The sequence below is a fragment of the Acidovorax sp. A1169 genome (genome assembly GCF_030704685.1).
Lineage (GTDB): Bacteria > Pseudomonadota > Gammaproteobacteria > Burkholderiales > Burkholderiaceae_C > Acidovorax.
Genome location: NZ_JAUZDX010000002.1, coordinates 339,896 through 361,579 on the forward strand (window position 1 = coordinate 339,896; position 21,684 = coordinate 361,579).

26 protein-coding genes are annotated in these 21,684 nt (G+C 67.0%); 18 read left to right on the forward strand and 8 right to left on the reverse strand.

The features are described from left to right. Positions 1-79 precede the first annotated feature (79 nt). The 4 genes from QYL93_RS04800 to QYL93_RS04815 all read left to right on the forward strand — a co-directional run bounded on the left by QYL93_RS04800 (position 80) and on the right by QYL93_RS04815 (position 2,974). The gene (locus QYL93_RS04800) at positions 80-718 is read left to right on the forward strand and encodes a LysE family transporter (protein WP_305742586.1); all 639 of its coding nucleotides are present in this window, start codon (positions 80-82) and stop codon (positions 716-718) included. A 109-nt stretch (positions 719-827) separates the two neighbouring features. After that, positions 828-1,445 carry a ParA family protein gene (locus QYL93_RS04805; protein WP_305742587.1) on the forward strand — a complete coding sequence of 206 codons (618 nt, stop codon included), beginning with the start codon at positions 828-830 and terminating at the stop codon, positions 1,443-1,445. A gap of 75 nt (positions 1,446-1,520) precedes the next feature. After that, entirely contained in the window at positions 1,521-1,985 is a 465-nt protein-coding gene (locus QYL93_RS04810; protein ID WP_305742588.1) for a MaoC family dehydratase, read from the forward strand. A 47-nt stretch (positions 1,986-2,032) separates the two neighbouring features. Continuing rightward, the gene (locus QYL93_RS04815) at positions 2,033-2,974 is read left to right on the forward strand and encodes a LysR family transcriptional regulator (RefSeq protein WP_305742589.1); all 942 of its coding nucleotides are present in this window, start codon (positions 2,033-2,035) and stop codon (positions 2,972-2,974) included. On the opposite strand, the gene QYL93_RS04820 is transcribed toward QYL93_RS04815, so the two are convergent. Beyond that, complete coding sequence (locus QYL93_RS04820; RefSeq protein ID WP_305742590.1) at positions 2,962-3,477, reverse strand: tRNA (cytidine(34)-2'-O)-methyltransferase; 516 nt, start codon at positions 3,475-3,477, stop codon at positions 2,962-2,964. The genes QYL93_RS04815 and QYL93_RS04820 overlap by 13 nt on opposite strands. A 52-nt stretch (positions 3,478-3,529) precedes the next feature. Next, positions 3,530-4,324 (reverse strand): phosphoribosyltransferase family protein, encoded by a 795-nt coding sequence (locus tag QYL93_RS04825; protein WP_305742591.1) that lies wholly within the window; start codon positions 4,322-4,324, stop codon positions 3,530-3,532. A 55-nt stretch (positions 4,325-4,379) separates the two neighbouring features. Between QYL93_RS04825 and QYL93_RS04830 the strand changes: the two genes are divergently transcribed. From QYL93_RS04830 to QYL93_RS04865, 8 genes are all read left to right on the forward strand, one after another. Next, a complete protein-coding gene (locus tag QYL93_RS04830) occupies positions 4,380-5,288 on the forward strand; it encodes a biotin synthase (protein ID WP_305742592.1) in 909 nt (302 codons plus the stop codon). Between the two features lie 149 nt (positions 5,289-5,437). Beyond that, complete coding sequence (locus QYL93_RS04835; protein WP_305742794.1) at positions 5,438-5,914, forward strand: DUF2244 domain-containing protein; 477 nt, start codon at positions 5,438-5,440, stop codon at positions 5,912-5,914. Between the two features lie 60 nt (positions 5,915-5,974). Beyond that, positions 5,975-7,144 carry a cytochrome c oxidase subunit II gene (coxB, locus tag QYL93_RS04840; RefSeq protein ID WP_305742593.1) on the forward strand — a complete coding sequence of 390 codons (1,170 nt, stop codon included), beginning with the start codon at positions 5,975-5,977 and terminating at the stop codon, positions 7,142-7,144. A gap of 30 nt (positions 7,145-7,174) precedes the next feature. Next, positions 7,175-8,809, forward strand: coding sequence for a cytochrome c oxidase subunit I (gene ctaD / locus QYL93_RS04845; protein ID WP_305742594.1), 1,635 nt, complete (start codon positions 7,175-7,177; stop codon positions 8,807-8,809). An 11-nt stretch (positions 8,810-8,820) separates the two neighbouring features. Next, a complete protein-coding gene (locus QYL93_RS04850) occupies positions 8,821-8,934 on the forward strand; it encodes a cytochrome oxidase small assembly protein (RefSeq protein ID WP_218885856.1) in 114 nt (37 codons plus the stop codon). Positions 8,935-8,958: 24 nt separating this feature from the next. After that, positions 8,959-9,591, forward strand: coding sequence for a cytochrome c oxidase assembly protein (locus QYL93_RS04855; RefSeq protein WP_305742595.1), 633 nt, complete (start codon positions 8,959-8,961; stop codon positions 9,589-9,591). After that, positions 9,588-9,827, forward strand: coding sequence for a DUF2970 domain-containing protein (locus QYL93_RS04860; RefSeq protein WP_305742596.1), 240 nt, complete (start codon positions 9,588-9,590; stop codon positions 9,825-9,827). The genes QYL93_RS04855 and QYL93_RS04860 overlap by 4 nt, the downstream gene beginning before the upstream one ends. A gap of 62 nt (positions 9,828-9,889) precedes the next feature. Next, positions 9,890-10,771, forward strand: coding sequence for a cytochrome c oxidase subunit 3 (locus QYL93_RS04865; RefSeq protein ID WP_179683597.1), 882 nt, complete (start codon positions 9,890-9,892; stop codon positions 10,769-10,771). 63 nt (positions 10,772-10,834) lie between these two features. On the opposite strand, the gene QYL93_RS04870 is transcribed toward QYL93_RS04865, so the two are convergent. Next, positions 10,835-11,068 carry a twin transmembrane helix small protein gene (locus QYL93_RS04870; protein ID WP_305742597.1) on the reverse strand — a complete coding sequence of 78 codons (234 nt, stop codon included), beginning with the start codon at positions 11,066-11,068 and terminating at the stop codon, positions 10,835-10,837. 15 nt (positions 11,069-11,083) lie between these two features. Between QYL93_RS04870 and QYL93_RS04875 the strand changes: the two genes are divergently transcribed. The 5 genes from QYL93_RS04875 to QYL93_RS04895 are packed head-to-tail and all read left to right on the forward strand — an operon-like array spanning position 11,084 to position 15,248. Next, the gene (locus tag QYL93_RS04875) at positions 11,084-11,851 is read left to right on the forward strand and encodes an SURF1 family protein (RefSeq protein ID WP_305742598.1); all 768 of its coding nucleotides are present in this window, start codon (positions 11,084-11,086) and stop codon (positions 11,849-11,851) included. Continuing rightward, on the forward strand, positions 11,793-12,545 hold the full coding sequence (locus QYL93_RS04880; protein ID WP_305742599.1) for a hypothetical protein: 753 nt from the start codon (positions 11,793-11,795) through the stop codon (positions 12,543-12,545). Before QYL93_RS04875 ends, QYL93_RS04880 begins: the two co-directional genes overlap by 59 nt. Beyond that, positions 12,542-13,732 (forward strand): heme A synthase, encoded by a 1,191-nt coding sequence (locus tag QYL93_RS04885; RefSeq protein WP_305742600.1) that lies wholly within the window; start codon positions 12,542-12,544, stop codon positions 13,730-13,732. The genes QYL93_RS04880 and QYL93_RS04885 overlap by 4 nt, the downstream gene beginning before the upstream one ends. Continuing rightward, positions 13,729-14,628, forward strand: coding sequence for a heme o synthase (gene cyoE / locus QYL93_RS04890; protein WP_305742601.1), 900 nt, complete (start codon positions 13,729-13,731; stop codon positions 14,626-14,628). The genes QYL93_RS04885 and cyoE overlap by 4 nt, the downstream gene beginning before the upstream one ends. An 11-nt stretch (positions 14,629-14,639) precedes the next feature. Then, entirely contained in the window at positions 14,640-15,248 is a 609-nt protein-coding gene (locus QYL93_RS04895) for an SCO family protein (RefSeq protein WP_305742602.1), read from the forward strand. Between the two features lie 66 nt (positions 15,249-15,314). Here the strand turns inward: QYL93_RS04895 and QYL93_RS04900 are convergent, their stop codons facing one another. The 3 genes from QYL93_RS04900 to QYL93_RS04910 all read right to left on the reverse strand — a co-directional run bounded on the left by QYL93_RS04900 (position 15,315) and on the right by QYL93_RS04910 (position 18,666). Beyond that, a complete protein-coding gene (locus QYL93_RS04900; protein WP_305742603.1) occupies positions 15,315-16,352 on the reverse strand; it encodes a tripartite tricarboxylate transporter substrate binding protein in 1,038 nt (345 codons plus the stop codon). A gap of 121 nt (positions 16,353-16,473) precedes the next feature. Next, positions 16,474-17,415: an RNA polymerase sigma factor RpoH gene (gene rpoH / locus QYL93_RS04905; RefSeq protein ID WP_305742604.1), complete on the reverse strand. Its 942-nt coding sequence runs from the start codon at positions 17,413-17,415 to the stop codon at positions 16,474-16,476. A 285-nt stretch (positions 17,416-17,700) separates the two neighbouring features. Next, positions 17,701-18,666 carry a GlxA family transcriptional regulator gene (locus QYL93_RS04910; protein ID WP_305742605.1) on the reverse strand — a complete coding sequence of 322 codons (966 nt, stop codon included), beginning with the start codon at positions 18,664-18,666 and terminating at the stop codon, positions 17,701-17,703. Positions 18,667-18,763: 97 nt separating this feature from the next. Here QYL93_RS04910 and QYL93_RS04915 point away from each other — a divergent pair, with 97 nt between their 5' ends. Continuing rightward, on the forward strand, positions 18,764-19,402 hold the full coding sequence (locus tag QYL93_RS04915) for a cysteine hydrolase family protein (RefSeq protein WP_305742606.1): 639 nt from the start codon (positions 18,764-18,766) through the stop codon (positions 19,400-19,402). An 8-nt stretch (positions 19,403-19,410) separates the two neighbouring features. On the opposite strand, the gene QYL93_RS04920 is transcribed toward QYL93_RS04915, so the two are convergent. Together QYL93_RS04920 and QYL93_RS04925 are read right to left on the reverse strand one after the other, a co-directional pair. Further along, positions 19,411-20,868 (reverse strand): TIGR01777 family oxidoreductase, encoded by a 1,458-nt coding sequence (locus tag QYL93_RS04920; protein WP_305742607.1) that lies wholly within the window; start codon positions 20,866-20,868, stop codon positions 19,411-19,413. Between the two features lie 5 nt (positions 20,869-20,873). Continuing rightward, positions 20,874-21,527: a DUF4166 domain-containing protein gene (locus QYL93_RS04925; RefSeq protein WP_305742608.1), complete on the reverse strand. Its 654-nt coding sequence runs from the start codon at positions 21,525-21,527 to the stop codon at positions 20,874-20,876. Positions 21,528-21,684: the final 157 nt, after the last annotated feature.

Below are 21,684 nucleotides of genomic sequence, written 5' to 3' on the forward strand. Positions count from 1 at the left end.
GCGCAATAGGCCCGAAAACTGTGCAGGTGAAGCTCTATTGATAAGATACGCGCCCTTGCTTTTGTGTGGTGCTTGCTCCATGGATTTCCAGACCTGGTTGGCTTTTTTCGCGGCCTCGTGCCTGATTGCGGTGTCGCCCGGTTCGGGCGCGGTGCTGTCGATGAGCCATGGGCTGTCGTTCGGCGTGCGCAAGACCGGTGCCACCATCCTGGGCCTGCAGCTCGGGCTGCTGCTCATCCTGCTGGTGGCGGGGGCGGGCGTGGGTTCGCTGCTGCTGGCGTCCGAGCTGGCCTTTAGCGTGGTCAAGGTGCTGGGCGCCGGCTACCTGATCTATGTGGGCTTTTGCCAGTGGCGCTCGGGCGATGCCTCGCCGCTGCAGGGCGACGAAGAGGTGCCTGCGGGCACCTGGCAAAAGCGCTGCCTCACCGGCTTTCTGACCAATGCCACCAATCCCAAGGGCATCATCTTCATGGTGGCTGTGCTGCCGCAGTTCATGACCGATACCCGCCCGCTGTGGACGCAACTGCTGGTGATGGCCGCCACCACGGTGGCCGTGGACGTGACCGTGATGCACGGCTACGCCGCCGGCGCCAGCGCCATGCGCCGCCTGATGCGCAGCGCCAGGGCCCTGCGTGTGCAGAATCGGGTCTTCGGCGGGATGTTGATGGCGGTGGGCGCGGGCCTGTTCTTTGTGAAGCGCGGCGGCCAGCACGCATGAAGCGCTTGCGCTGTGCTATCAATTGGGTAGCATGGCGGCATTTCCCGTCCACGGTGTGCACTTCTTTCCGGCTGATTTCATTGCCATACCCAACGCAAGGAGTTTCGTGATGCCAGTGATCGTCGTTGCCAACCCGAAGGGGGGCGTGGGCAAGTCCACGTTGTCGACCAATGTGGCGGGCTACTACGCCAGCCACGGCCACCCTGTCCTTCTGGGCGACACCGACCGCCAGCAATCCGCGCGCCTGTGGCTGGGCCTGCGCCCGCCCGCAGCGCGAGCCATCGGCGTGTGGGACGTCAACTCCGACCTGATCACCAAGCCCCCCAAGGGCACGACGCATGCGGTGCTCGACACTTCGGCCGGCCTGCACGGCTGGCGCCTGAACGACGTGCTCAAGGTGGCCGACAAGGTCATCGTGCCGCTGCAGCCCAGCGTGTTCGACATCTTCGCCACGCGCGAATTTCTGGACCAGTTGGCCGAGCACAAGCGCTCTGCCGGGGTACAGGTGGGCATTGTGGGCATGCGCGTGGATGCGCGCACGCGTGCTGCCGACCAACTGCACCAGTTCGTGGACAACCTCGGGTTTCCGGTGCTGGGCTACCTGCGCGACACGCAGAACTACATCCACCTGGCGGCGCACGGGCTCACGCTGTTCGACGTGGCGCCGGGCCGCGTGGCGCGCGACCTGGAGCAGTGGCAGGGCATCTGCACCTGGCTCGATTCATGAGCGCTGCATGCATGAGGGTTAGTACCTGTCACCCGGCCGACAAGAGGGCGTGCGACCCGGCGCTACATTGGTGCCATGAAAATCTTCCGCTCCTACTCCGAAGTCAGCGCCTGCGTGGGCCAGGAGGTCGCCGTGACCGACTGGATCACCATCACGCAGGAACAGGTCAACCTGTTCGCGGAGGCTACTGGCGACCACCAGTGGATCCATGTGGACCCCGAGCGTGCCAAGGCCGGTCCCTTCGGCGCGCCGATTGCGCATGGCTTTCTCACGCTGTCGCTGATTCCGCGCTTCTTCGAGTCGGGCATTGCCATCGAGGGCGCGCGCATGGGCGTGAACTACGGCCTGAACAAGGTGCGCTTCACCTCGCCAGTGCCGGTGGGCAGCCGCGTGCGGGCACGCCTGACCCTGCAGGCCGCAGAACCGTTGGCGCCGGACGGCATGCAGATGACCTGGCTGGTGACCGTGGAGCGCGAGGGCAGCGACAAGCCTGCCTGCGTGGCCGAATCGCTCGCCCGCAACTACGGCGCAGCGCCTTGAGGGCAGGGCGCCCGGCGCCCTTTCACCACCTGCAGGAGGACTGACCGATGGACCGCCTGCAAGCCATGAAAGTCTTCGACCGCGTGGTCGACGAGGGCGGCTTTGCCGCTGCCGCGCGCGCGCTCGACATGTCGCCCCCTGTGGTCACCCGCATGGTGGCCGAGCTGGAGCAGCACCTGGGCACGCGGCTCTTGCAGCGCACCACGCGCAAGGTGGCGCTCACCGATGCGGGCGAGGTCTACCTGCAGCGCGTGCGCAGCATCCTGGGCGAGATCGACGATGCCGAAGCCGAGGCGGTGGCCAGCACGCGCGACCTGCGCGGCACCATCCGCATCGTGGCGCCGCCGGTGCTCACCACCAACTTCCTCGCGCCGCTCACGGCGCTGTGGCATGCGCGCTACCCCAAGCTGATGCTGGACATCAGCGTCGATTCGCTGGCCCTGCGCCGCATCGACGAGTTCGATGTGACCATCATGGTGGCGGGCGAGGACTTCGATGCCAACATCGTGGCCCGTGCGCTCATGCATGGCGAGGCCATCGTCGTGGCGTCGCCCGAGTACCTGTCGCGCAAGGGCGTGCCCCAGGTGCCCATGGACCTGCTGCAGCACGAGTACCTGCGCGACACCGGCGCACCCGCACGCTCGGAAATGGGCGGCGGGCGCAAGCTGCGCCTGTACCCGGCCACGGGCGATGCGCCCTCGCAGGAGGTGGATGCGCCGCCGGTGCTGCAGTCGGACAGCAATGGCGTGCTGCTGCGCGCGGCCATCGACGGCGCGGGCGTGGCGGTGACCGCGCGCCTGTTGATCGAAGAGCAATTGGCCAGCGGCGAGCTGGTGCATGTGCTGCCTGAGTGGATCGTGTCACGCTACACGGTGTATGCCGCGCTGCCCTCGGGCCGCATGCTGCCGGCGCGCACCAAGGTGTTTCTGGACTTCATGTCCGAGCAAGGGCCCCAGGCCATCGCCGACCAGCGCTATCAGCCCGGCTGAACCACGGCCAGCTCGGTCACGGCAGGGGTAGCGGCGTTGGCAGCGCCAAAGCTGTTCTGGCGCCAGGCCTCGAACACCGACACCGCCACCGCGTTCGACAGGTTCAGGCTGCGCTGCCCGGCGATCATGGGCAGGCGCAGCCGCTGGGCCGGCGGGAAGGTCTCGCGCAGTTCGGGCGGCAGGCCGCGCGTCTCGGCGCCGAACACCAGCCAGTCGCCGGGCAGAAAGCAGTTGTCGAAGAGGTCCTGCGATCCGTGCGTGGTCATGGCGAACATGCGCGCCGGGTCGGGCTGCGCATCGCGCAGAAAAGCCGTCCAGCCCGCATGGCGCAGCACGGCCGTGTACTCATGGTAGTCCAGGCCGGCGCGGCGCATCAGCCGGTCTTCCATGGAAAAGCCCAGCGGCTCGATGAGGTGCAGCGTGCAGCCGGTGTTGGCCGCCAGCCGGATCACATTGCCGGTGTTGGGCGGAATCTCGGGCTCGACCAGGACGATATGGAACATGGGCGGTATTTTGCTGCGAACCGCGCCCCCTGCGGCCGGGTTTTGTAACAAATCATGGGTGGCTCGCGGCGCTGCTGCGGTGCGGTTCCGTGCGGGCCAACACCGCGGCGCTGATGGATGCCGCGCCCGCCTCGCGCAACGTGGCGGCGGCGGCATGCAAGGTGGCGCCGGTGGTCATCACATCGTCGATGAGCACGATGCGCAAGCCCCGCAGGCCGGCGGCCTGCGCGGGCTCCACGGCAAAGGCGCCGCGCAGGTTGCGCAGCCGTTCGGCGCGCGTCAGTTGCGCCTGGTGTACCTTGGTATCGCCCGCTTGCAGCCGCAGCAGCATGGCGGGGTGTGCTTTGTGGGGTGACAACTGCCGGGCCAGCAGCAGGGCCTGGTTGAAGCCCCGCTCGCGCAACCGCTCGGGCGACAGCGGTATGGGCAGCACCAGGTCGGCAGCGTCGAGTGCCGGCGCCAGCCCAGGGCTGCCGCGCATCAGCGCTGCCAGTGTGGCGGCCCAGCCGGGGTCGGCGCGGAACTTGAAATCGGCCAGCACGCCGGACCAGGGATAGGCGTAGTCCACGGCGGCCAGGCAGCGCTCGAAGACCGGTGGCGCGCGCAGGCAGGCGCCACACACCGTGACACCGTCGGGCACGCGCAGGGCGCAGTGGGTGCAGCGCGGCACCGGCTGGGCAAAGCGGGCTGTGCAGGCCGGGCAGATGCGCGTGGCGGGCCAGGCATGGCAGACGGCGCACTGGCTGGGCAGGGCGCCGGCCAGCGCAAACCGGTTGGGCAGGGCGCCGGCCAGCGCCCTGAGCCTGCGCCCCACCCCCGATAGCCCTGTGAACGCCTTGAACTGCATGAGTCAATATACTCGTTGGGCCCCCGGTTCCTGCGTGGGGCCCGGTTCCTACGACATGCCCACAGAGCGCCCCCCCACGATCGATCCCCTTGCTGCTGCCCGCTGGCATGCCGCCGCGCCTGCCATGGCCCCCTGGCTCCACGAAGAGGTGGCCCGCCGCATGGAGGACCGCCTGCAGTGGATACGCCAGGCCCCCGCGTCCTGGTGCCACTGGGACCCCGTGCGCGGCGGCCTGCAGGGCCACGCGCTGGTGAGCGCCCGCTACCCCAAGGCCGCCTGCCAGGTGGCCGAGACCGCCGCACACCGCGTACCGCTGGCCGAGCAGGCGCTGGCGCGGCCCTGGTGGAACCCTGCGCGCTGGACCGGGCCGACACCGCAGTTCGGCCTGCCGCCCGATGCCAGCGTGCAGATGCTCTGGGCCAACATGGCGCTGCACATGGCGGCCGACCCGCAGGCCCTCATCGGCCAGTGGCACCGCGCGCTGGCGACGGACGGCTACCTGATGTTCTCGTGCCTGGGGCCCGACACCGTGCGCGAGCTGCATGGCGTGTACGCCGCGATGGGCTGGCCACCGGCCGGCCATTCCTTCACCGACATGCACGACTGGGGCGACATGCTGGTGCATGCCGGCTTTGCCGAGCCGGTGATGGACATGGAGCGCATCACGCTCACCTTCGCCACGCCCGAACGGCTGCTGCAGGAGCTGCGCGAGCTCGGCTGCAACCTGCACCCTGACCGCTTTGGCGCACTGCGCGGGCGCGATTGGCGCAAGCGCCTGCATGCGGCCCTGGTGGAGCACCTGGCCGACCCTGCGCGAGACGGGCAGTTGGCACTGACTTTCGAGATCATCTACGGCCATGCCTTCAAGCCTGCGCCGCGCCTGAAAATGAGCGCCAGCAGTGCGGTTTCGCTGCAGGACATGCGGGCCATGCTGGCCACCGGTACAGGTAGAAGTACCGGGTAGGCTCGTGTCAATGACATGGAACAAGGCACGCTACAATTCAGGGTTATTGGGATTTCGGGCATCTTCCCGCGCAACGTGGCAGGCTGCGCATGCCGCACCAGTGGCTTTTCTGGTGTGGTCTGCAGCCGGCAGTCTTGTGGGCACCTCCGGTGACAGGCTTGGTTTTTCGTTTTGCCACTGTCTCGGGTCAGCGCATCGATTGGCGCCTGGCCCGCAACTGCTCGGTCACCCCTGCGCAGATGGGCTGGATGTACCTGTCGCTGTGTTCGGTTTCACTGGGCATTGCAACGTTCTTCTGGATGCTCGGAGCCCGTCTGGTCATGCCCTTCGCGTGGCTGGAGATGGTGGTTGTTGGATGGGCATTCGCCATGTACGGACGTCATGCGGCCGATGGCGAGAGGATTTCACTGCAGGGCTCGCGCCTGGTGGTGGAGTTGGAGACAGCGGGCAAGCTCGAGCGTGCCGAATTCGACCGGAGCTGGGTTCGCGTGGAACCCAAGACCGGCGACCGGTCGCTGATCACCTTGTCTGCACAGGGCCGATCGGTGGAAGTGGGGCGCTACGTGCGCCCCGAACTTCGGCCGGCCCTGGCATCGGAGATACGCATGGCCTTGCGCGCAGCCTGACCCCACGCAGGCGCGCCAGCAGGGATTGGTTAATTTGAGGCTTAGAAGTAAATGAGAACTATGAAGAGCATTTCCAACAAGCTGGCTTCTCTGCTCCTGATCGCCGGTGCATGGGTGGGTGGCGTGGCCCATGCCGTTCAAGACCTGCCTGGCGGTCCTGCAGTCAACCAGCTCAATCTGCACCCTCCTGTCACCAGGATTGCAGAGGAGCAGCATTTCCTGCACTGGATGATGCTGGTCATCTGCACGGTGATCTTCGTAGCCGTCTTCGCCGTGATGTTCTATTCCATCTGGAAGCATCGCAAGTCCAAAGGCGCCAAGTCGGCCAATTTCCATGAGTCCGTGACCGTGGAAGTGGTCTGGACCATCATCCCCTTCATCATCGTGATCCTCATGGCCCTGCCCGCCACCAAGGTGCTGGTGGCCCAGAAGGACACGACCAATGCCGACCTGACCATCAAGACCACGGGCTACCAGTGGAAGTGGGGCTACGACTACATCACCGGCGAGGGTGAGGGCCTGGCCTTCATCTCCACGCTGGACAGCAGCCATCGCGTGATGTCCGACAGCGGCAAGGTCGCCGACGCGCCCGCCGACTACCTGCTCAAGGTGGACAACCCGATGGTGGTGCCGGTCAACAAGAAGGTCCGCATCATCACCACCGCCAACGACGTGATCCACGCCTTCATGGTGCCGGCCTTCGGCATCAAGCAGGATGCGATCCCCGGCTTCGTGCGCGACACCTGGTTCCGCGCCGAGAAGATCGGCGACTTCTACGGCCAGTGCGCCGAGCTGTGCGGCAAGGAACATGCCTACATGCCCATCCACGTGAAGGTTGTGTCTGCAGAGGACTACACCGTCTGGGTGGCCGAGCAACGCAAGAAGGCCGCCGCCAAGCTCGACGACCCGACCAAGGTCTGGACGCTGGAAGACATCACCAAGCGCGGCGAGAAGGTCTACGCGGCCAACTGCGCCGCCTGCCACCAGGCCAACGGCAAGGGTGCCGGTCCCATCAAACCACTGGACGGCTCGGCCATCGTGCTCGACACCGACCATGCCAAGCAGATCCAGATCCTGCTCAAGGGCGCGGCCAACGGCGCCATGCCATCGTGGGCGCAGCTGAGCGATACGGACCTTGCGGCCGTGGCCAGCTACACCAAGAACACCTGGTCCAACAAGACCGGCCAACTGGTGCAGCCCGCTGAAGTCCTGGCCCAGCGTGGCAAGTAATCACCGCCCCATCGCATTGAGGAATACAAAATGAGCGCAGTTCTCGACGACAAGCATGGGCACGCAGGCGACCACGCACACGACGACCATGGCCACCACGGCCCCACCGGCTGGCGCCGCTGGGTGTACGCCACCAACCACAAGGACATCGGTACCCTGTACCTGCTGTTCGCCTTCACCATGCTCATGGTCGGCGGCGTGCTGGCCCTCTTGATCCGCGCCGAGCTGTTCCAGCCCGGCCTGCAGCTGGTGAACCCCGAGCTGTTCAACCAGCTGACCACCATGCACGGCCTGATCATGGTGTTCGGCGCCATCATGCCGGCCTTCGTGGGCTTTGCGAACTGGATGATCCCGCTGCAGATCGGCGCATCCGACATGGCCTTCGCACGCATGAACAACTTCAGCTTCTGGCTGATGATTCCTGCCGCAGCGATGCTGGTGGGCTCGTTCTTCATGCCCGGTGGCGCACCCGCTGCCGGCTGGACGCTGTACGCCCCACTGACCCTGCAGATGGGCCCCTCGATGGATGCCGGCATCTTCGCCATGCACATCCTGGGCGCTTCGTCCATCATGGGCTCGATCAACATCATCGTGACCATCCTGAACATGCGCGCCCCCGGCATGACGCTGATGAAGATGCCCATGTTCGCCTGGACCTGGCTGATCACCGCTTACCTGCTGATCGCCGTGATGCCCGTGCTGGCCGGCGCCATCACCATGACGCTGACGGACCGCCACTTCGGTACCAGCTTCTTCAACCCCGCCGGCGGTGGTGACCCGGTGATGTACCAGCACATCTTCTGGTTCTTCGGCCACCCCGAGGTGTACATCATGATCTTGCCGGCCTTCGGCATCGTCAGCCAGATCGTGCCCGCCTTCGCGCGCAAGAAGCTGTTCGGCTACGCCTCCATGGTGTATGCCACCTCGTCCATCGCCATCCTGTCGTTCATCGTGTGGGCCCACCACATGTTCACGACCGGCATGCCCGTGACCGGCCAGCTGTTCTTCATGTACGCCACCATGCTGATCTCCGTGCCCACGGCCGTGAAGATCTTCAACTGGATCGCCACCATGTGGCGCGGCTCCATGACGTTCGAGACCCCCATGCTGTTCGCTGTGGGCTTCATCTTCGTGTTCACCATGGGTGGTTTCACCGGCCTGATCCTGGCCATGGCCCCCATCGACATCCAGCTGCAGGACACCTATTACGTGGTGGCCCATTTCCACTACGTGCTGGTGGCCGGCTCGCTGTTCTCCATGTTCGCTGGCGTCTACTACTGGCTGCCCAAGTGGACTGGCGTGATGTACTCCGAAACGCGCGGCCAGATCCACTTCTGGGGCTCGCTGATCACCTTCAACATCACCTTCTTCCCGATGCACTTCCTGGGCCTGGCCGGCATGCCCCGCCGCTATGCCGACTACCCCATGCAGTTCGCGGACTTCAACGCCATCGCTTCGGTGGGTGCCTTCGGCTTCGGCCTGATGCAGGTGTACTTCTTCCTGGCCGTCGTGCTGCCCGCGATGATGGGCAAGGGCGAGAAGGCCCCCGCCAAGCCTTGGGAAGGCGCCGAGGGCCTGGAATGGGAAGTGCCATCGCCCGCACCGTTCCACACCTTCGAAACCCCGCCCAAGCTGGACGCCACCGCGACCCGCGTGATCGGTTGATCACCATGCCCATGACCCCCGAACAGAAGAAGAGCAACCTGCGCCTGGGCTTGATCCTGGCGTCCGTGGCTGCGGTGTTCTTCATCGGGTTCATGGTCAAGATGGTTCTCCTGTCGTCCCGCTGAAGAGAAGACACAGGGCCCCATGCCATGAACCTGCGCCGCGAGAACGCCAAGATGGTGGGTAAGCTGGTCGTGATCGCGGCCGGCATGTTCGCCTTCGGCTATGTGCTGATCCCGATCTACAAGCACATCTGCGAGATGACGGGGATCAACATCCTGTCGCTGTCAGAGCGCCAGGTGCCTGGCAACGGCGTGGCCGGCAAGGACGTGAAGGTGCCCGCCAACACGCAGGTGGACAAGAGCCGCACCATCACCGTCGAGTTCGACGCCAATGCGCGCGGCCCCTGGGACTTCAAGCCCGCCCAGCGCTCGGTGCAGGTGCACCCCGGCGAGCTGACGACGGTGATGTACGAGTTCCAGAACGTGCAGAACCGCCGCATGGCCGCCCAGGCCATCCCCAGCTACGCACCCCGCCAGGCGGCAGCGCATTTCAACAAGCTGGAGTGCTTCTGCTTCAACCAGTACATTCTGGAGCCCGGCGAGAAGAAGCAATGGCCCGTGGCCTTCGTGATCGACCCGCGCCTGTCCAAGGACGTCACGACGATCACGCTGTCCTACACCTTCTTCGAGGTGGGCGGCAAGACGCCCGCAGCGCCCGAGTCCACGGCTGCAGCGCCTGCGCTGCAGCACCCTGCCGCCGTCGAAGGAGCCGGATCATGACCGACAAGCCTGTCCCGCATCCCGCTGCGCCCGTGGCACCCTCGCCGGTGCAGCGCAAGGGTTCGCTGCTGCGCACCATCCGCGCGGTGGCCTGGTCGTTCATCGGCCTGCGCAAGGGCAGCGAATATGCACAGGACGTCGAGAAGCTCAACCCGGTGCACATCATCGTGGTCGGGCTGGTGGCGGTGTTCCTGCTGGTGATTTCATTGATCACGCTGGTGAACGTCATCGTCTGACGTCGCCAGCCCAGTGTTCCCGCGATTACGATAACAAAAGATTTTGAGATTCAGGAGCTGAAATGAGTGCATCGACCCACGGAACGACCCCGTACTACTACGTGCCCGCCGAGTCGCGCCACCCGGTGATGGCGGCCATCGGCCTGTTCTTCGTGATCCTGGGCGCGGGCCAGTGGATCAATGGCCACGACTGGGGCAAGTACTCCCTGCTGCTGGGCATGGTCTGGTGGCTGTTCGTGCTGTACCAGTGGTTCGGCGACGCCATCCGCGAGAGCCAGGGCGGCCTGTACGGTCACAAGATCGACCTCTCGTACCGCTGGAGCATGAGCTGGTTCATCTTCTCCGAAGTGATGTTCTTCGGCGCTTTCTTCTCGGCCCTGTGGTGGGCGCGCGCGCACTCCGTGCCGGCCCTCGGCAGCCTGGACAACGCGCTGCTGTGGCCCGACTTCAAGGCAGTGTGGCCCAGCCTGGCCGCTGGCGTGACGGCATCGCCCGCCGGCATCGTCGAGCCCTTCCAGACCGTGGGCCCCTTCTGGCTGCCCACCATCAACACCGCGCTGCTGCTGACCTCGGGCGTGACGCTGACCATCGCCCACCACGCCCTGCGCGAAAACCACCGCGGCAAGACTATCGCCTTCATGTGGGCAACGGTACTGCTGGGCTTCGTCTTCCTGTGCGTGCAGGGCTATGAGTACTACCACCTGTACACCGACCTGAACCTGAAGCTCAATTCGGGCGTGTTCGGCTCCACGTTCTTCATGCTGACCGGCTTTCACGGTTTCCACGTGTTCCTGGGCATGCTGATGCTGCTGTTCATCACCCTGCGCCTGCAAAAGGGCCACTTCACCCCCGAAAAGCACTTCGGCTTCGAAGGCGCTGCCTGGTACTGGCACTTCGTGGACGTGGTCTGGCTCGGCCTGTACGTGCTGGTCTACTGGATGTAATGTCCGGCACCAACGAAAAAAGCGCCGCGAGGCGCTTTTTTTGTGCCGGCTGCGCTGATCGGATCAGCGTGTGCTGGCAGGCAGCCCGGTGGGCTGGATGTAGCCCAGTTGCCAGGCCACCAGAATGCACAGGAACAGTACGATGGACAGCCCCACCCGCAGGGCCAGCGCCCACGCCATTCGGTTGCCTTTGGCCTTGTCGGCGCCGGCATCCTCGCCGCCGCGCATCATGAAGAACAGGGCCGAGGCCAGGCTGGCCAGAATGGCGATGAAGGCCAGGACAACGAGGTATTTCATGGAGCACATTATCCTGTGACAAGCACGCGACGCGCCCTGGGCCCGCTTTTCTGGCTGATTCTGATCGCGGCCCTGGCCTCCATGCTGGCCACGGCCTCGCTCGGGCGCTGGCAGCTGTCGCGCGCCGCCGAGAAACAGGCGCTGCAGGCCCGCATCGACGAGCGCACGCGCCAGCCGGCCATCGACGGCCGCACCCTGCTGGCCCCGGTCGGGCCCGAGGCAGAGCAGTCGCTGGTGCACCGCTCCGTGGCGCTGCAGGGCCGGTGGCTGTCCCAGCACACGGTGTACCTGGACAACCGGCAGATGCAGGGGCGGCCCGGTTTCTTCGTGCTCACGCCCCTGCAACTGGTCGATTCCAATGCCGTGGTGCTTGTGCAGCGCGGCTGGGCGCCACGCAATTTCCAGGACCGCATGCAGCTGCCGCCGGTGCAGACGCCTGCTGGCACAGTGCAGGTCACCGGCCGCGTGGCGCTTCCACCGTCGCGCCTGTACGAGTTCGAGGGCGGCGATAGTGCCAAGGGGTCTTCCCGCATCCGGCAAAATCTCGACCTGGCTGCCTTTCGGGCAGAGACGGCCCTGGCACTGGCGCCCCTCACGGTCTTGCAGACCGGGGATGCCGGTGAGGGGCTGTCGCGCGACTGGCCCGCCATCGGCGCGGGCGTCGACAAACACTATGGTTACGCATTTCAATGGTTCGGGCTCTGCGGCCTGATTGCACTTCTCTATGTCTGGTTCCAAATCGTCCGACGCTTCATTCGCCCACGCAGCCAGCCAGGCACCTGAGCAGCACAGCAACGGCGGGGCCCACCCGCTGGGCCTTACGGTGCACAGCCTGCCCGAGGCGGGCGATGCCGTGGCCGGCAGCCAGCGCACCCGCCATGGCCGCCTGAAGATGCTGGGCGTGCTGCTCATCTGCGCGGCGCCCGTGGTCGCCTCGTACTTTACCTACTACGTGATCCGGCCCGAGGGCCGCCGTGTCTACGGCGAACTGGTCAACCCCCAGCGCCCCATGCCCGACCTGGTAGGCACCGCGCTGGACGGCAAGCAAATGCCCCTGGCCTCGCTCAAGGGCCAGTGGCTGCTGGTGAGCGTGGCCGGCGGCGACTGCAACGAGCCCTGCCAGAAGCACCTGTACCTGCAGCGCCAGCTGCGCGAAACCCTGGGCCGAGAGAAGGACCGCGTGGAGTGGATCTGGCTCGTCAACGATGCCGCCCTGCCGCCCCCGCTGCTGGCCCCGGCCTTGCAGCAGGCCACCGTGCTGCGCCTGCCCCCCGAGGGCGTGGCCGCCTGGCTAAGCCCCGCCGAAGGCCATGCGCTGCCGGACCACCTCTACGTGGTCGACCCCATGGGCAACTGGATGATGCGCTTTCCCGCCGCGATGGACAGCAGCGGCGCGGCCAAGGCCAAGCGCGACCTGGATCGCCTGCTGCGCGCCTCTTCGTCGTGGGACGAGGCCGGCCGGCCCGCCAAGCCATGACCGACGCCCAGCCCCTGTACGACCTGGCACCCCTGGCCCGGCTCATGCTGCTGGGCGTGCTGATCGCGCTCGGCCCGCTGGTCTGGGTGTGGCTGCGCAACCGCAACAGCACGCCCCTCAAGCGCCTGCAGGCGCTCACCGTGCTCACGCTGTTCCTCACCTTCGACCTGGTGCTGTTCGGCGCCTTCACGCGGCTCACCGATTCGGGCCTGGGCTGCCCCGACTGGCCCGGCTGCTACGGCAATGCCAGCCCGGTGGGCGCGCACGCCGACATCGCGGCCGCGCAGGACGCCATGCCCACGGGCCCGGTCACCCACGGCAAGGCCTGGGTGGAGATGGTGCACCGCTACCTGGCCACGGGCGTGGGCGTGCTCATCATCGTGATCACCGTGTCCTCCTGGGTGCAGCGCCGCCAGGCAAGGCGGCAAGGCGTCGCCGAGCCGCCCATCAGCCCCTGGTGGCCCACCTTCACGCTGTTCTGGGTGTGCCTGCAGGGCGCGTTCGGGGCACTCACGGTCACCATGAAGCTCTTTCCGGCCATCGTCACCCTGCACCTCATCGGTGGCCTGGTGCTGCTGGCGCTGCTGTGCGTGCAGGCGGTGCGCCATGCCCACTGGGCGCAGGGCAGGGTGGCCGAGCGCATCGCGCCCGCGCTGCGCCAGGGCCTGGTGTGGGCCACCGTGCTGGTCACCGTGCAGATCGTGCTGGGCGGCTGGGTAAGCACCAACTACGCCGTGCTGGCGTGCACCAGCTTCCCCACCTGCCAGGACAGCTGGTGGCCAGCCATGGACTTTGCCCAGGGCTTCCAGGTCTGGCGCCAGCTGGGCCTGCTGCAGGACGGCAGCCACATCAGCTTTGCCGGCCTCACGGCCATCCATTACGTGCACCGGCTGATGGCCTATGTGGTGCTGGCCGCGCTGCTGGCGCTGGTCTGGCGCCTCTACAAGGCGGCCGTGCTACCTGTACAGGCGCGCTGGCTGCTGGCGCTAGCGCTGGCACAGCTGGCCACCGGCCTGTCGAACGTGGTGCTCGGCTGGCCCCTGCTGGCGGCCGTGCTGCACACCGGCGGCGCTGCCGCCATGGTGGTGGTGCTGACCTGGGCGCTGGCGGCCAGCCGCGCGGCCACCGCGCCGCAACGAGACGAAACCCCAGCGCCTTCGCGCGCATCGAGAAGAGTGTCCGCATGAGTGTCGCCCCCGCCCTTTCCTCGCCGCCCTCGCGCGTGGCCCAGTTCTATGCCCTCACCAAGCCGCGCGTGGTGCAGCTCATAGTGTTCTGCGCGCTCATCGGCATGGTGCTGGCCGTGCCCGGCATGCCCACCGCGCCGCAGTTCGGCCTGATGGTGATCGCCTGCGTGGGCGTGTGGCTGGTGGCTGGTGCCGCCGCCGCCTTCAACTGCATCGTGGAGCAGGGCATCGACGCCAAGATGAAGCGCACCGCCTGGCGCCCCACTGCCAAGGGCGAGCTGTCCAACACGCAGACCCTGCTGTTCTCGGCCGTGCTCTGCGGCGCCGGCTCGGCCCTGCTGTATTTCGCCGTCAACCCGCTCACGATGTGGCTCACGTTCGCCACCTTCGTCGGCTACGCGGTGGTCTACACCGTCATCTTGAAGCCTCTGACGCCCCAGAACATCGTGATCGGCGGCGCATCGGGCGCCATGCCGCCGGTGCTGGGCTGGTCGTCCATGACGGGCGACGTGGGCCCCGAGGCGCTGATCCTGTTCCTCATCATCTTCCTGTGGACGCCGCCGCACTTCTGGGCCCTGGCGCTGTACAGGGTCGAGGACTACCGCAAGTCCGGCCTGCCCATGCTGCCCGTGACGCACGGCAACGAGTTCACGCGGTTGCAGGTGTTTCTCTACACGCTGATCCTCTTCGCCGGCTGCCTGATGCCCTTCATCTACGGCATGAGCTCGTGGATCTACCTGGTGGCTGCGGTGGTGCTCTCTGCGGGCTTCTGCGGCTATGGCTTTGCGCTGTGGCGCAACTACTCGGATGCGCTGGCGCGCAAGACCTTCCGCTTTTCCCTCATCCACCTGAGCGTGCTGTTCGCCGCGCTGCTGGTGGACCACTACGTGCTTTGAACGGCCACACCATGCACAAACGACATGCTCTCCGAATGATCGCCATGGGCGCAGCCGCGCTCGCCGGCAGTGCGCTGCTGGGTGCCTGTACCGAAAAGAAACTGGAGTTCCGTGGCGTGGATGTCACCGGCGCCGACTACGCCCGCGACCTGCCGCTGACCGACCAGAACGGCCAGGCGCGCAGCATGAAGGACTTTGCGGGCAAGGTGGTGGTGGTGTTCTTCGGCTTCACCCAGTGCCCCGACGTCTGCCCGACCTCCATGCAGGAGCTGGCCGAAGTCAAGAAGGCCCTGGGCAAGGACGGCGAACGCCTGCAGGGCATCTTCGTCACGGTGGACCCTGACCGAGATACCCCTGAGGTGCTCAAGGCCTACATGGCCAACTTCGACCCCACCTTCCTCGCGCTGCGCGGCACGCCCGAACAACTGGCCGCCGTGGCCAAGGACTTCAAGATCTACTACAAGAAGGTCGAGGGCAAGACCCCCACCAGCTACAGCATGGACCACTCGGCCGGCAGCTACATCTACGACCCTGCCGGGCGGTTGCGCATCTACAGCCGTTATGGCGGCGGGGTGCAGGCTCTTACGGAAGATGTGCGCGCGCTGCTGAACGCCGCCTGAACGCACCCGTAAAAAAGCCCTCCGTCGCCTTTGTGGGCGAGGGGAGGGCGGTGGGTTCTGCTGGGCTTACTCGGCCTTGATACCCCGCATCGCGATCACGCCGCCCAGCAGGTTGGTATCCGCCTTGATGCGGTTGGCCAGGCCCTCGGGCGAGGTGCCCACCACCTGCCAGCCCTGCTGGAACAGCTTGCTGCGCACGTCGGGGCTGCGGGCGATTTCGCTGATCAGCGCCGCCACCTTGGCCTGGATGGGCTTGGGCATGGTGGCCGGCGCCGCGAAGGCGTTCCAGATCTCCAGGTTGTAGTTGGTGATTCCGGCTTCCGCCAGGCTCGGCACGTCGGGCACCAGCGGGCTGCGGCCCGAGGAGGTGACGCCGATGGCGCGCAGCTTGCCCGCCTTGATCTGGGCCTGGGCCAGGGCCGGCGGCAGCAGCGCCATCTGCAGCTGGCCACCCAGCATGGCCGTGGCCACCTGCGGGTAGCCGGGGTAGGGCACATGCACGGGGTTGATGTTGCTGCGCGACTTGAGCAGTTCGGTGCCGATGTGGCCCACGGTGCCCACGCCAGGCGTGCCATAGCTCCACTTGTCACCGCCATTGCGCGCGGCCACGAAGAATTCGCGCGCATCGGCCGTGGCCGGTACGCCCGGCTGGCTCACGGGCGCGGTCAGCACCAGCGGCGAGGTGCCGATCAGGCTCAGCGGTGCCAAGTCCTTGACGGGGTCGTAGGGCACGGCGGGGTTGAGCATCTTGGCGATGGTCATGTTGCCGTTGATCATCAGGCCGATGGTGTGGTCGTCGCGCGCCTTGGCCACGGCGTCGGCGCCGATGTTGCCGCCCGCGCCCACCTTGTTCTCCACGATCACCGGTTGGCCCAGGGCCTTGGACAAGGGCTCGGCAATGGTGCGCGCCGTGAGGTCGGGCGAGGAGCCCGCCGGGAAGCCGACGATGATGCGCACCGGCTTGGTCGGCCAGGCCACGGGCGCCGCCGCAGCAGGTGCTGCGGGCTTTGGGGCCGGTTTCTGTTGGGCAACGGCCCAGGGGGACAGGGCGGCGAGCGCCAGGGCCAGTGCGGCGCGGCGTGGAACAGAGCGTGACAAAAGCATCTCCTTCGGATTCGTGGTTCAGGAGGCTGAAACGACAAAGGGCCCCAACGGGGCCCTTTGAGGGGGTTCGGCCGCGAAGCTGCGATATTAACGCGCTCCCTGTGGCGGCCCGAGGCGTCGCTCAGGCGTATTCGGCCAGCGTTTTCTTCATCTTCTTCATCGCCGCGACCTCGATCTGGCGGATGCGCTCGGCGCTCACGCCGTACACGGCTGCCAGCTCGTGCAGCGTCATGCCGCCCGAACCGTCGTCGTTCACCTTGAGCCAGCGCTCTTCCACGATGCGGCGGCTGCGCTCGTCCAGGCTGGACAGGGCGGTGGCAATGCCATCGGTGGCCAGGGAGTCGCGCTGGCGCGACTCGATCATGGCCGTGGGCTCGTGCGCGGCATCGGCCAGGTAGGCGATCGGGCCGAACGCCTGCTCGCCGTCATCCGAGGGGGCCGGGTCGAGCAGCACGTCGCCGCCCGACATGCGGGTTTCCATCTCGATGACTTCCTCGCGCTTGACGTTCAGCTGCTGCGCCACCGAGTCGATTTCGCTCTCCGAGAGGGTGTCGCGGTGCGTCGCAGCGTCGGCGGCTGCCGCGTCGGCCTTGAAACCCTGCTTCATGGACCGCAGATTGAAGAACAGTTTGCGCTGGGCCTTGGTGGTCGCCACCTTGACCATGCGCCAGTTCTTGAGGATGTACTCGTGGATCTCCGCCTTGATCCAGTGCATGGCGTAGCTCACCAGGCGCACGCCCTGATCGGGATCGAAGCGCTTGACGGCTTTCATCAGGCCCACGTTGCCTTCCTGGATCAGGTCGCCGTGCGGCAGGCCATAGCCCAGGTACTGGCGCGAGATGGAGACCACCAGGCGCAGGTGCGACATCACCAGCCGGCCTGCGGCGTCCAGATCGTTGTTGTCCTTGAGCGCGCGTGCATAGGACTGCTCTTCCTCGTGGGTGAGCAGGGGCAGGCGGTTGACGGCCGAAATATAGGCGTCCAGGTTGCCCAGCGGGGGCACCAGCGCCCACGGGTTTGCGGGCGCCAAAGACGTCGTAGCGGTTCCAGATTGAATGTTCATTCCGGGAATCCTTTCCTCTAAGGCATGATATTAGCACTCTCTTGGAGTGAGTGCTAAGGCCGAAGTTCCTTCTGCTTTTTCTGTGTCCTTTGGAAGGGATTACGATGCCCGGACAGTCTCTGGGCAGGGGGGCACAGGGTGCTTGCCCTCCCTTGAGGGGCTTTGCACTTGACAATGAGTTTAGGTGGGTCGACGCGTGTCACCTGTAGGAGCCGAGGCCGGACGCTTGTGGTGAACCAGAGGCTGATGGCGCTTGCTGCCCAGCCGTTTCCGCGGCCCCCACCCTCAGGTCGCGCGGAACTGCCTGCGGTACGCCAGGGGAGAGAGCTTGAGGGTCGCCGCGAAGTGCTGGCGCAGCGAGGCCGGGGCGCCGAAGCCCGCCTTGTCGGCCACTGCGTCGATGGATTCCTCGGTGGTCTCAAGTAGGCGCTGGGCGAGGGCCAGGCGCTGGTGCAGCAGCCACTGTCCGACCGTGGTCACCATGGCCTCGCGGAAATTGCGGGTGAAGCTCCGGCGGCTCATGAGTGCGCGCTGGGCCAGGGCATCCAGGTCGTGCGGCTGCTGCAGGTTGTGCAGCATCCAGTCGACCACGGGGCCCAGGCGGTCGCGTTCGGGGGCTGCGCGCACGGGGGTCTCGATGTACTGTGCCTGGCCACCCTGGCGGTGCGGGGCCACTACCATGCGGCGGGCTGCGCGGTTGGCCACGTCTGCACCGTGGCGCACACGCAGCAGATGCAGGCAGCAGTCGATGCCGGCTGCGGTGCCTGCGGACGTGAGCACGTCGCCGTGGTCCACATACAGCACCTCGGGCTGCAGCACCACCTGCGGGTAGCGCTCGGCAAATCGTCCGGCCAATTGCCAGTGGGTGGTGGCCGTGCGCCCCTCCAGCAGGCCCGCCTCGGCCAGCACGAAGGCCCCCAGGCACAGGCCGACGATGGTGGCGCCGCGCCGGTGGGCACGGCGCAGCGCGTCCAGCAGCTCCGCAGGTGCCGCCCGGGTGTCGTCGAACCACGAGGGCACGACGATGATCTGCGCCCGGCGCAGTATCTCGAGCCTGTGCGCGACGTGGATCGCGAAGCCCGCATTGGTGCGCAGTGCGCCGGGCGTTGCGGCGCAGACCGAGAGCGCGAAGCGGTGGCTGCGGTCCTCGTCGCGGTCCTCGCCGAAGACCAGGCACGGCACCGACAGGTGGAAGGGGCTGATGCCGTCGAAGGCGACCACGGCGACGGTTTCAGGCTGGGGGGCGATCATGGCCCGATTCTATCGATGATTGGCATTCGGGCCGCTATCGGCCAGGGGCACCGGTGCCTAAGATTCAACCCATCGCAACCCCATGGAAACACCGACCATGTCCAACCCACCCCGCCGCGCCCTGATCGTCATCGATGTGCAGAACGAATACTTCGAAGGCGGCCTGCTGCCCATCGAGTACCCGCCCGTGGCGCAAAGCCTGCCCAATGTCCTGCGCGCCATGGACGCGGCCCATGCGGCCGGCCTGAAAGTGGTGGTCGTGCAGCACCATGCCCCCAAGGGCGCGCCGGTGTTCCAGGCCGATGCCCACAACGGCCAACTGCACCCCGAGGTGGCCCGCCGCCACCGCGACCATCTCATCACCAAGGCCACGCCCAGCGCGTTCACGGGCACCGACCTGGCGCAGTGGATCGCCGACAACGGCATCGACACGCTGAGCATCGCCGGATACATGACGCACAACTGCGATGCGTCCACCGTCTTCGAGGCCATGCACCGCGGGCTGGCGGTGGAGTTCCTCTCCGATGCCACGGGTGCGCTGCCGTACGAGAACGCGGCCGGTTATGCCAGCGCCGAGGAGATCCACCGGGTCTTCAGCGTCGTCTTCCAGAGCAATTTCGCGGCGGTGGCCAGCACCGAGGGCTGGCTGGCGGCGGTGCGCGATGGGCAGGCCCTGGCCAAGGACAATGTCGTGGTGTCGAACCAGCGCGGCCGTGCACGCGCAGCCCGCGCCTGAGTTCTCCTTCAACCAGCCAGGTCGCGCAGCGCCCCGGCCAGGGTCGGGTGCTGGAACCGGTAGCCGGCCTGCAGCGCGGCCCGGGGCACCAGGTTCTGCCCGTCCAGCAGCAGCGTGGCCATTTCCCCCATCAGCCAGCGCAGGGGCGCCCCGGGCATGCGCAGGAAAACCCTGCGGCCGAAGGACTGCGCGAGGGCGCGGCTGAAGCCTTCCTGCGATGGGGTGTCCGGCGCCACGGCGTTGACGGCACCCTGCAGCGCCTGGTGTTCCAAGCCGAAGCGGATCAGCCCCAGCGCATCGTCGAAGTGGATCCACGGGGCCGGTTGCCGCCCGGAGCCGAGCACGGAGCCCATGCCAAACCGAGCCGCCAGAGCCAGCATGGGGTAGGCCCCATCGCCCCGGCCGAGCACCACGCCCAGGCGCAGCCGGACCACGCGCACGCCCAGCGCCTCCGCGCGCCGGGCCTCGTGCTCGATGGCCACGCACAGGTCGGACTGGAACTGGCCAGGCTGGGGCGGGCCATCCTCGGCGAGTGCCTCGCCAGACACAAGATTGGCCGCACCGTAGTAACCCACCGCCGATGCGCTGACCAGCACCTCGGGCACCTGCTGCAGCCGCCGCATCAGCTGCACGAGGGCCTGCGCCACCTTCACCCGGCTGTCCAACAGCTCACGCCGCCGTGCCGCCGTCCAGGGCCGGCCCACCACCCGCGCGCCGGCAAGGTGGACCACGGCATGGATGCGGGTCTCGCTGGGGATCTGGTCCAGGTGGTCCACCACCCAGACGCCCTTGCCGAACAGGGCCTGCGCCTGCCGCGCATCGCGCGACAGGGCGATGACGCGCCGGCCATCGGCCTGCAACTGCCGCACCAGGGCACTGCCCACAAAGCCGGTGGCGCCGGTGACCAGCACCGTCGGTCCCTGGGGCGGTGTATCGGCCATGGGGGAGGGTGATGATTCCTGCAGCGTGGCCGACTGCCCCAGCCGACGCACGGCGCGCACATTGCGCACGCTCCAGGCGAGAACGCCCAGGCCATACAGCGTGAAAAGCCAGGAGATCCAGCCATGCGGGCGAAAGTGAAATGCGGTGTTCATGGTGGCCCAATCATGCAGCACCGGCACCATGAGTGCCACGAAGCCCCCATAGCTGATGGTCAGCACCGTGTGCAGCAGGCGTTCGAGCGGCGGCAGCCGGCGCGTTCGGTCTTCTTCCAGAAAGTCGGCCAGGGTGATCAGCACTTCCGCAGCCAGGATGAGGGCCAGCAGCCCCGCCATGGCGCCGCGCCATTCGAACCAAGCCAGGCCCAGGAAGACCAGGCCATACAGCGCCTCGCGCGCCGCGTGCAGCGCCAGTTCGCGGCGGGCTGACACGCGCTGGGGCAGGCGGGCCTGCCATTCGTGGTGCCAGAGGTTGTCGAAGGCGCCCAGCACCGACTGGAAGGACAGGAGGATGAAAACGGCCTGCATGGTGGTCATTCGACTTGGAGGGGATCGGAAAAGACGCCCGACTGGTGGAAGGTCTCGCCCCACAACGGGTGCCGCATCGACAGCGTGAAGCGGAAGTCGCCACCGCCCAGGTCGGTGTGGGTCACGCGGCACTGGCCGGGCGACAGCCATTGCGGGACGGGGACGCGCAGCGGGCCCAGCGCCAGGAAGAAGCGGCGGCTCTGGAAGACCAGCGTGCCGTCCTCCTCGAAGACATCGAGCGCCATGGCCAGGCCGCCGTCCGTGCGCTCGGTCAATTGACCTTCTGCTCCGGGTTCCTTGGTCGAGCGCACGATGGCCGCCCCGGTGGCGCCATTGGCGGCCTCGCCGAACACCCGCTCCCACACCACCCCGCCCTGGCCATTGCCCCGCACCCGCACGGTGGCCGCCAGGCCCCGGGCCTGCAGGCCAGTCAGCGGGCTGCCGAAGGCGCGCGACAGGCCGGCGTAGATGCGGCCGATGCCCGAGCAGCGCAGGTCCATGCGGCCGGTGTAGTCCACGTCCGGGTGGCCAGCACCGAAGCGCCGGCGCACGGCCGCCGGCAGGCGGGCCCAGCCTGCGGCGCCCACGTAGTCGGCCAGGTCGAGGTGGCGGGCGGCGTGGGCCCCGGGGGCGAAGGAGGTCAGGGCGGTGGAGGGCATGGCGGGTTTCCTGTAGGGGCTGCTTGATCCCTCTTCTGCGAAAACCGGGCCAGCCCTCCACACCACCGCAAGTCCTTGATTCATTGGACTTTTCACCAATGGCCTGCATACTTCGTTTACAGTGCGCGCAGGCTGTGTTGTCAACGCTGGCAACAGG

Bases quoted from the DNA above. Each gene is read 5' to 3' on its own strand.
- QYL93_RS04800 (WP_305742586.1), top strand. From the start codon at position 80: ATGGATTTCCAGACCTGGTTGGCTTTTTTCGCGGCCTCGTGCCTGATT.
- QYL93_RS04805 (WP_305742587.1), top strand. From the start codon at position 828: ATGCCAGTGATCGTCGTTGCCAACCCGAAGGGGGGCGTGGGCAAGTCC.
- QYL93_RS04870 (WP_305742597.1), bottom strand. From the start codon at position 11,068: ATGAAATACCTCGTTGTCCTGGCCTTCATCGCCATTCTGGCCAGCCTG.
- QYL93_RS04895 (WP_305742602.1), top strand. From the start codon at position 14,640: ATGCACAAACGACATGCTCTCCGAATGATCGCCATGGGCGCAGCCGCG.
- QYL93_RS04865 (WP_179683597.1), top strand. From the start codon at position 9,890: ATGAGTGCATCGACCCACGGAACGACCCCGTACTACTACGTGCCCGCC.
- QYL93_RS04860 (WP_305742596.1), top strand. From the start codon at position 9,588: ATGACCGACAAGCCTGTCCCGCATCCCGCTGCGCCCGTGGCACCCTCG.
- QYL93_RS04825 (WP_305742591.1), bottom strand. From the start codon at position 4,324: ATGCAGTTCAAGGCGTTCACAGGGCTATCGGGGGTGGGGCGCAGGCTC.
- QYL93_RS04810 (WP_305742588.1), top strand. From the start codon at position 1,521: ATGAAAATCTTCCGCTCCTACTCCGAAGTCAGCGCCTGCGTGGGCCAG.
- QYL93_RS04830 (WP_305742592.1), top strand. From the start codon at position 4,380: ATGCCCACAGAGCGCCCCCCCACGATCGATCCCCTTGCTGCTGCCCGC.
- rpoH (WP_305742604.1), bottom strand. From the start codon at position 17,415: ATGAACATTCAATCTGGAACCGCTACGACGTCTTTGGCGCCCGCAAAC.
- QYL93_RS04925 (WP_305742608.1), bottom strand. From the start codon at position 21,527: ATGCCCTCCACCGCCCTGACCTCCTTCGCCCCCGGGGCCCACGCCGCC.
- QYL93_RS04920 (WP_305742607.1), bottom strand. From the start codon at position 20,868: ATGCAGGCCGTTTTCATCCTCCTGTCCTTCCAGTCGGTGCTGGGCGCC.
- QYL93_RS04915 (WP_305742606.1), top strand. From the start codon at position 18,764: ATGTCCAACCCACCCCGCCGCGCCCTGATCGTCATCGATGTGCAGAAC.
- QYL93_RS04820 (WP_305742590.1), bottom strand. From the start codon at position 3,477: ATGTTCCATATCGTCCTGGTCGAGCCCGAGATTCCGCCCAACACCGGC.
- QYL93_RS04900 (WP_305742603.1), bottom strand. From the start codon at position 16,352: ATGCTTTTGTCACGCTCTGTTCCACGCCGCGCCGCACTGGCCCTGGCG.
- coxB (WP_305742593.1), top strand. From the start codon at position 5,975: ATGAAGAGCATTTCCAACAAGCTGGCTTCTCTGCTCCTGATCGCCGGT.
- QYL93_RS04850 (WP_218885856.1), top strand. From the start codon at position 8,821: ATGACCCCCGAACAGAAGAAGAGCAACCTGCGCCTGGGCTTGATCCTG.
- QYL93_RS04880 (WP_305742599.1), top strand. From the start codon at position 11,793: ATGTCTGGTTCCAAATCGTCCGACGCTTCATTCGCCCACGCAGCCAGC.
- ctaD (WP_305742594.1), top strand. From the start codon at position 7,175: ATGAGCGCAGTTCTCGACGACAAGCATGGGCACGCAGGCGACCACGCA.
- QYL93_RS04855 (WP_305742595.1), top strand. From the start codon at position 8,959: ATGAACCTGCGCCGCGAGAACGCCAAGATGGTGGGTAAGCTGGTCGTG.
- QYL93_RS04885 (WP_305742600.1), top strand. From the start codon at position 12,542: ATGACCGACGCCCAGCCCCTGTACGACCTGGCACCCCTGGCCCGGCTC.
- QYL93_RS04815 (WP_305742589.1), top strand. From the start codon at position 2,033: ATGGACCGCCTGCAAGCCATGAAAGTCTTCGACCGCGTGGTCGACGAG.
- QYL93_RS04910 (WP_305742605.1), bottom strand. From the start codon at position 18,666: ATGATCGCCCCCCAGCCTGAAACCGTCGCCGTGGTCGCCTTCGACGGC.
- cyoE (WP_305742601.1), top strand. From the start codon at position 13,729: ATGAGTGTCGCCCCCGCCCTTTCCTCGCCGCCCTCGCGCGTGGCCCAG.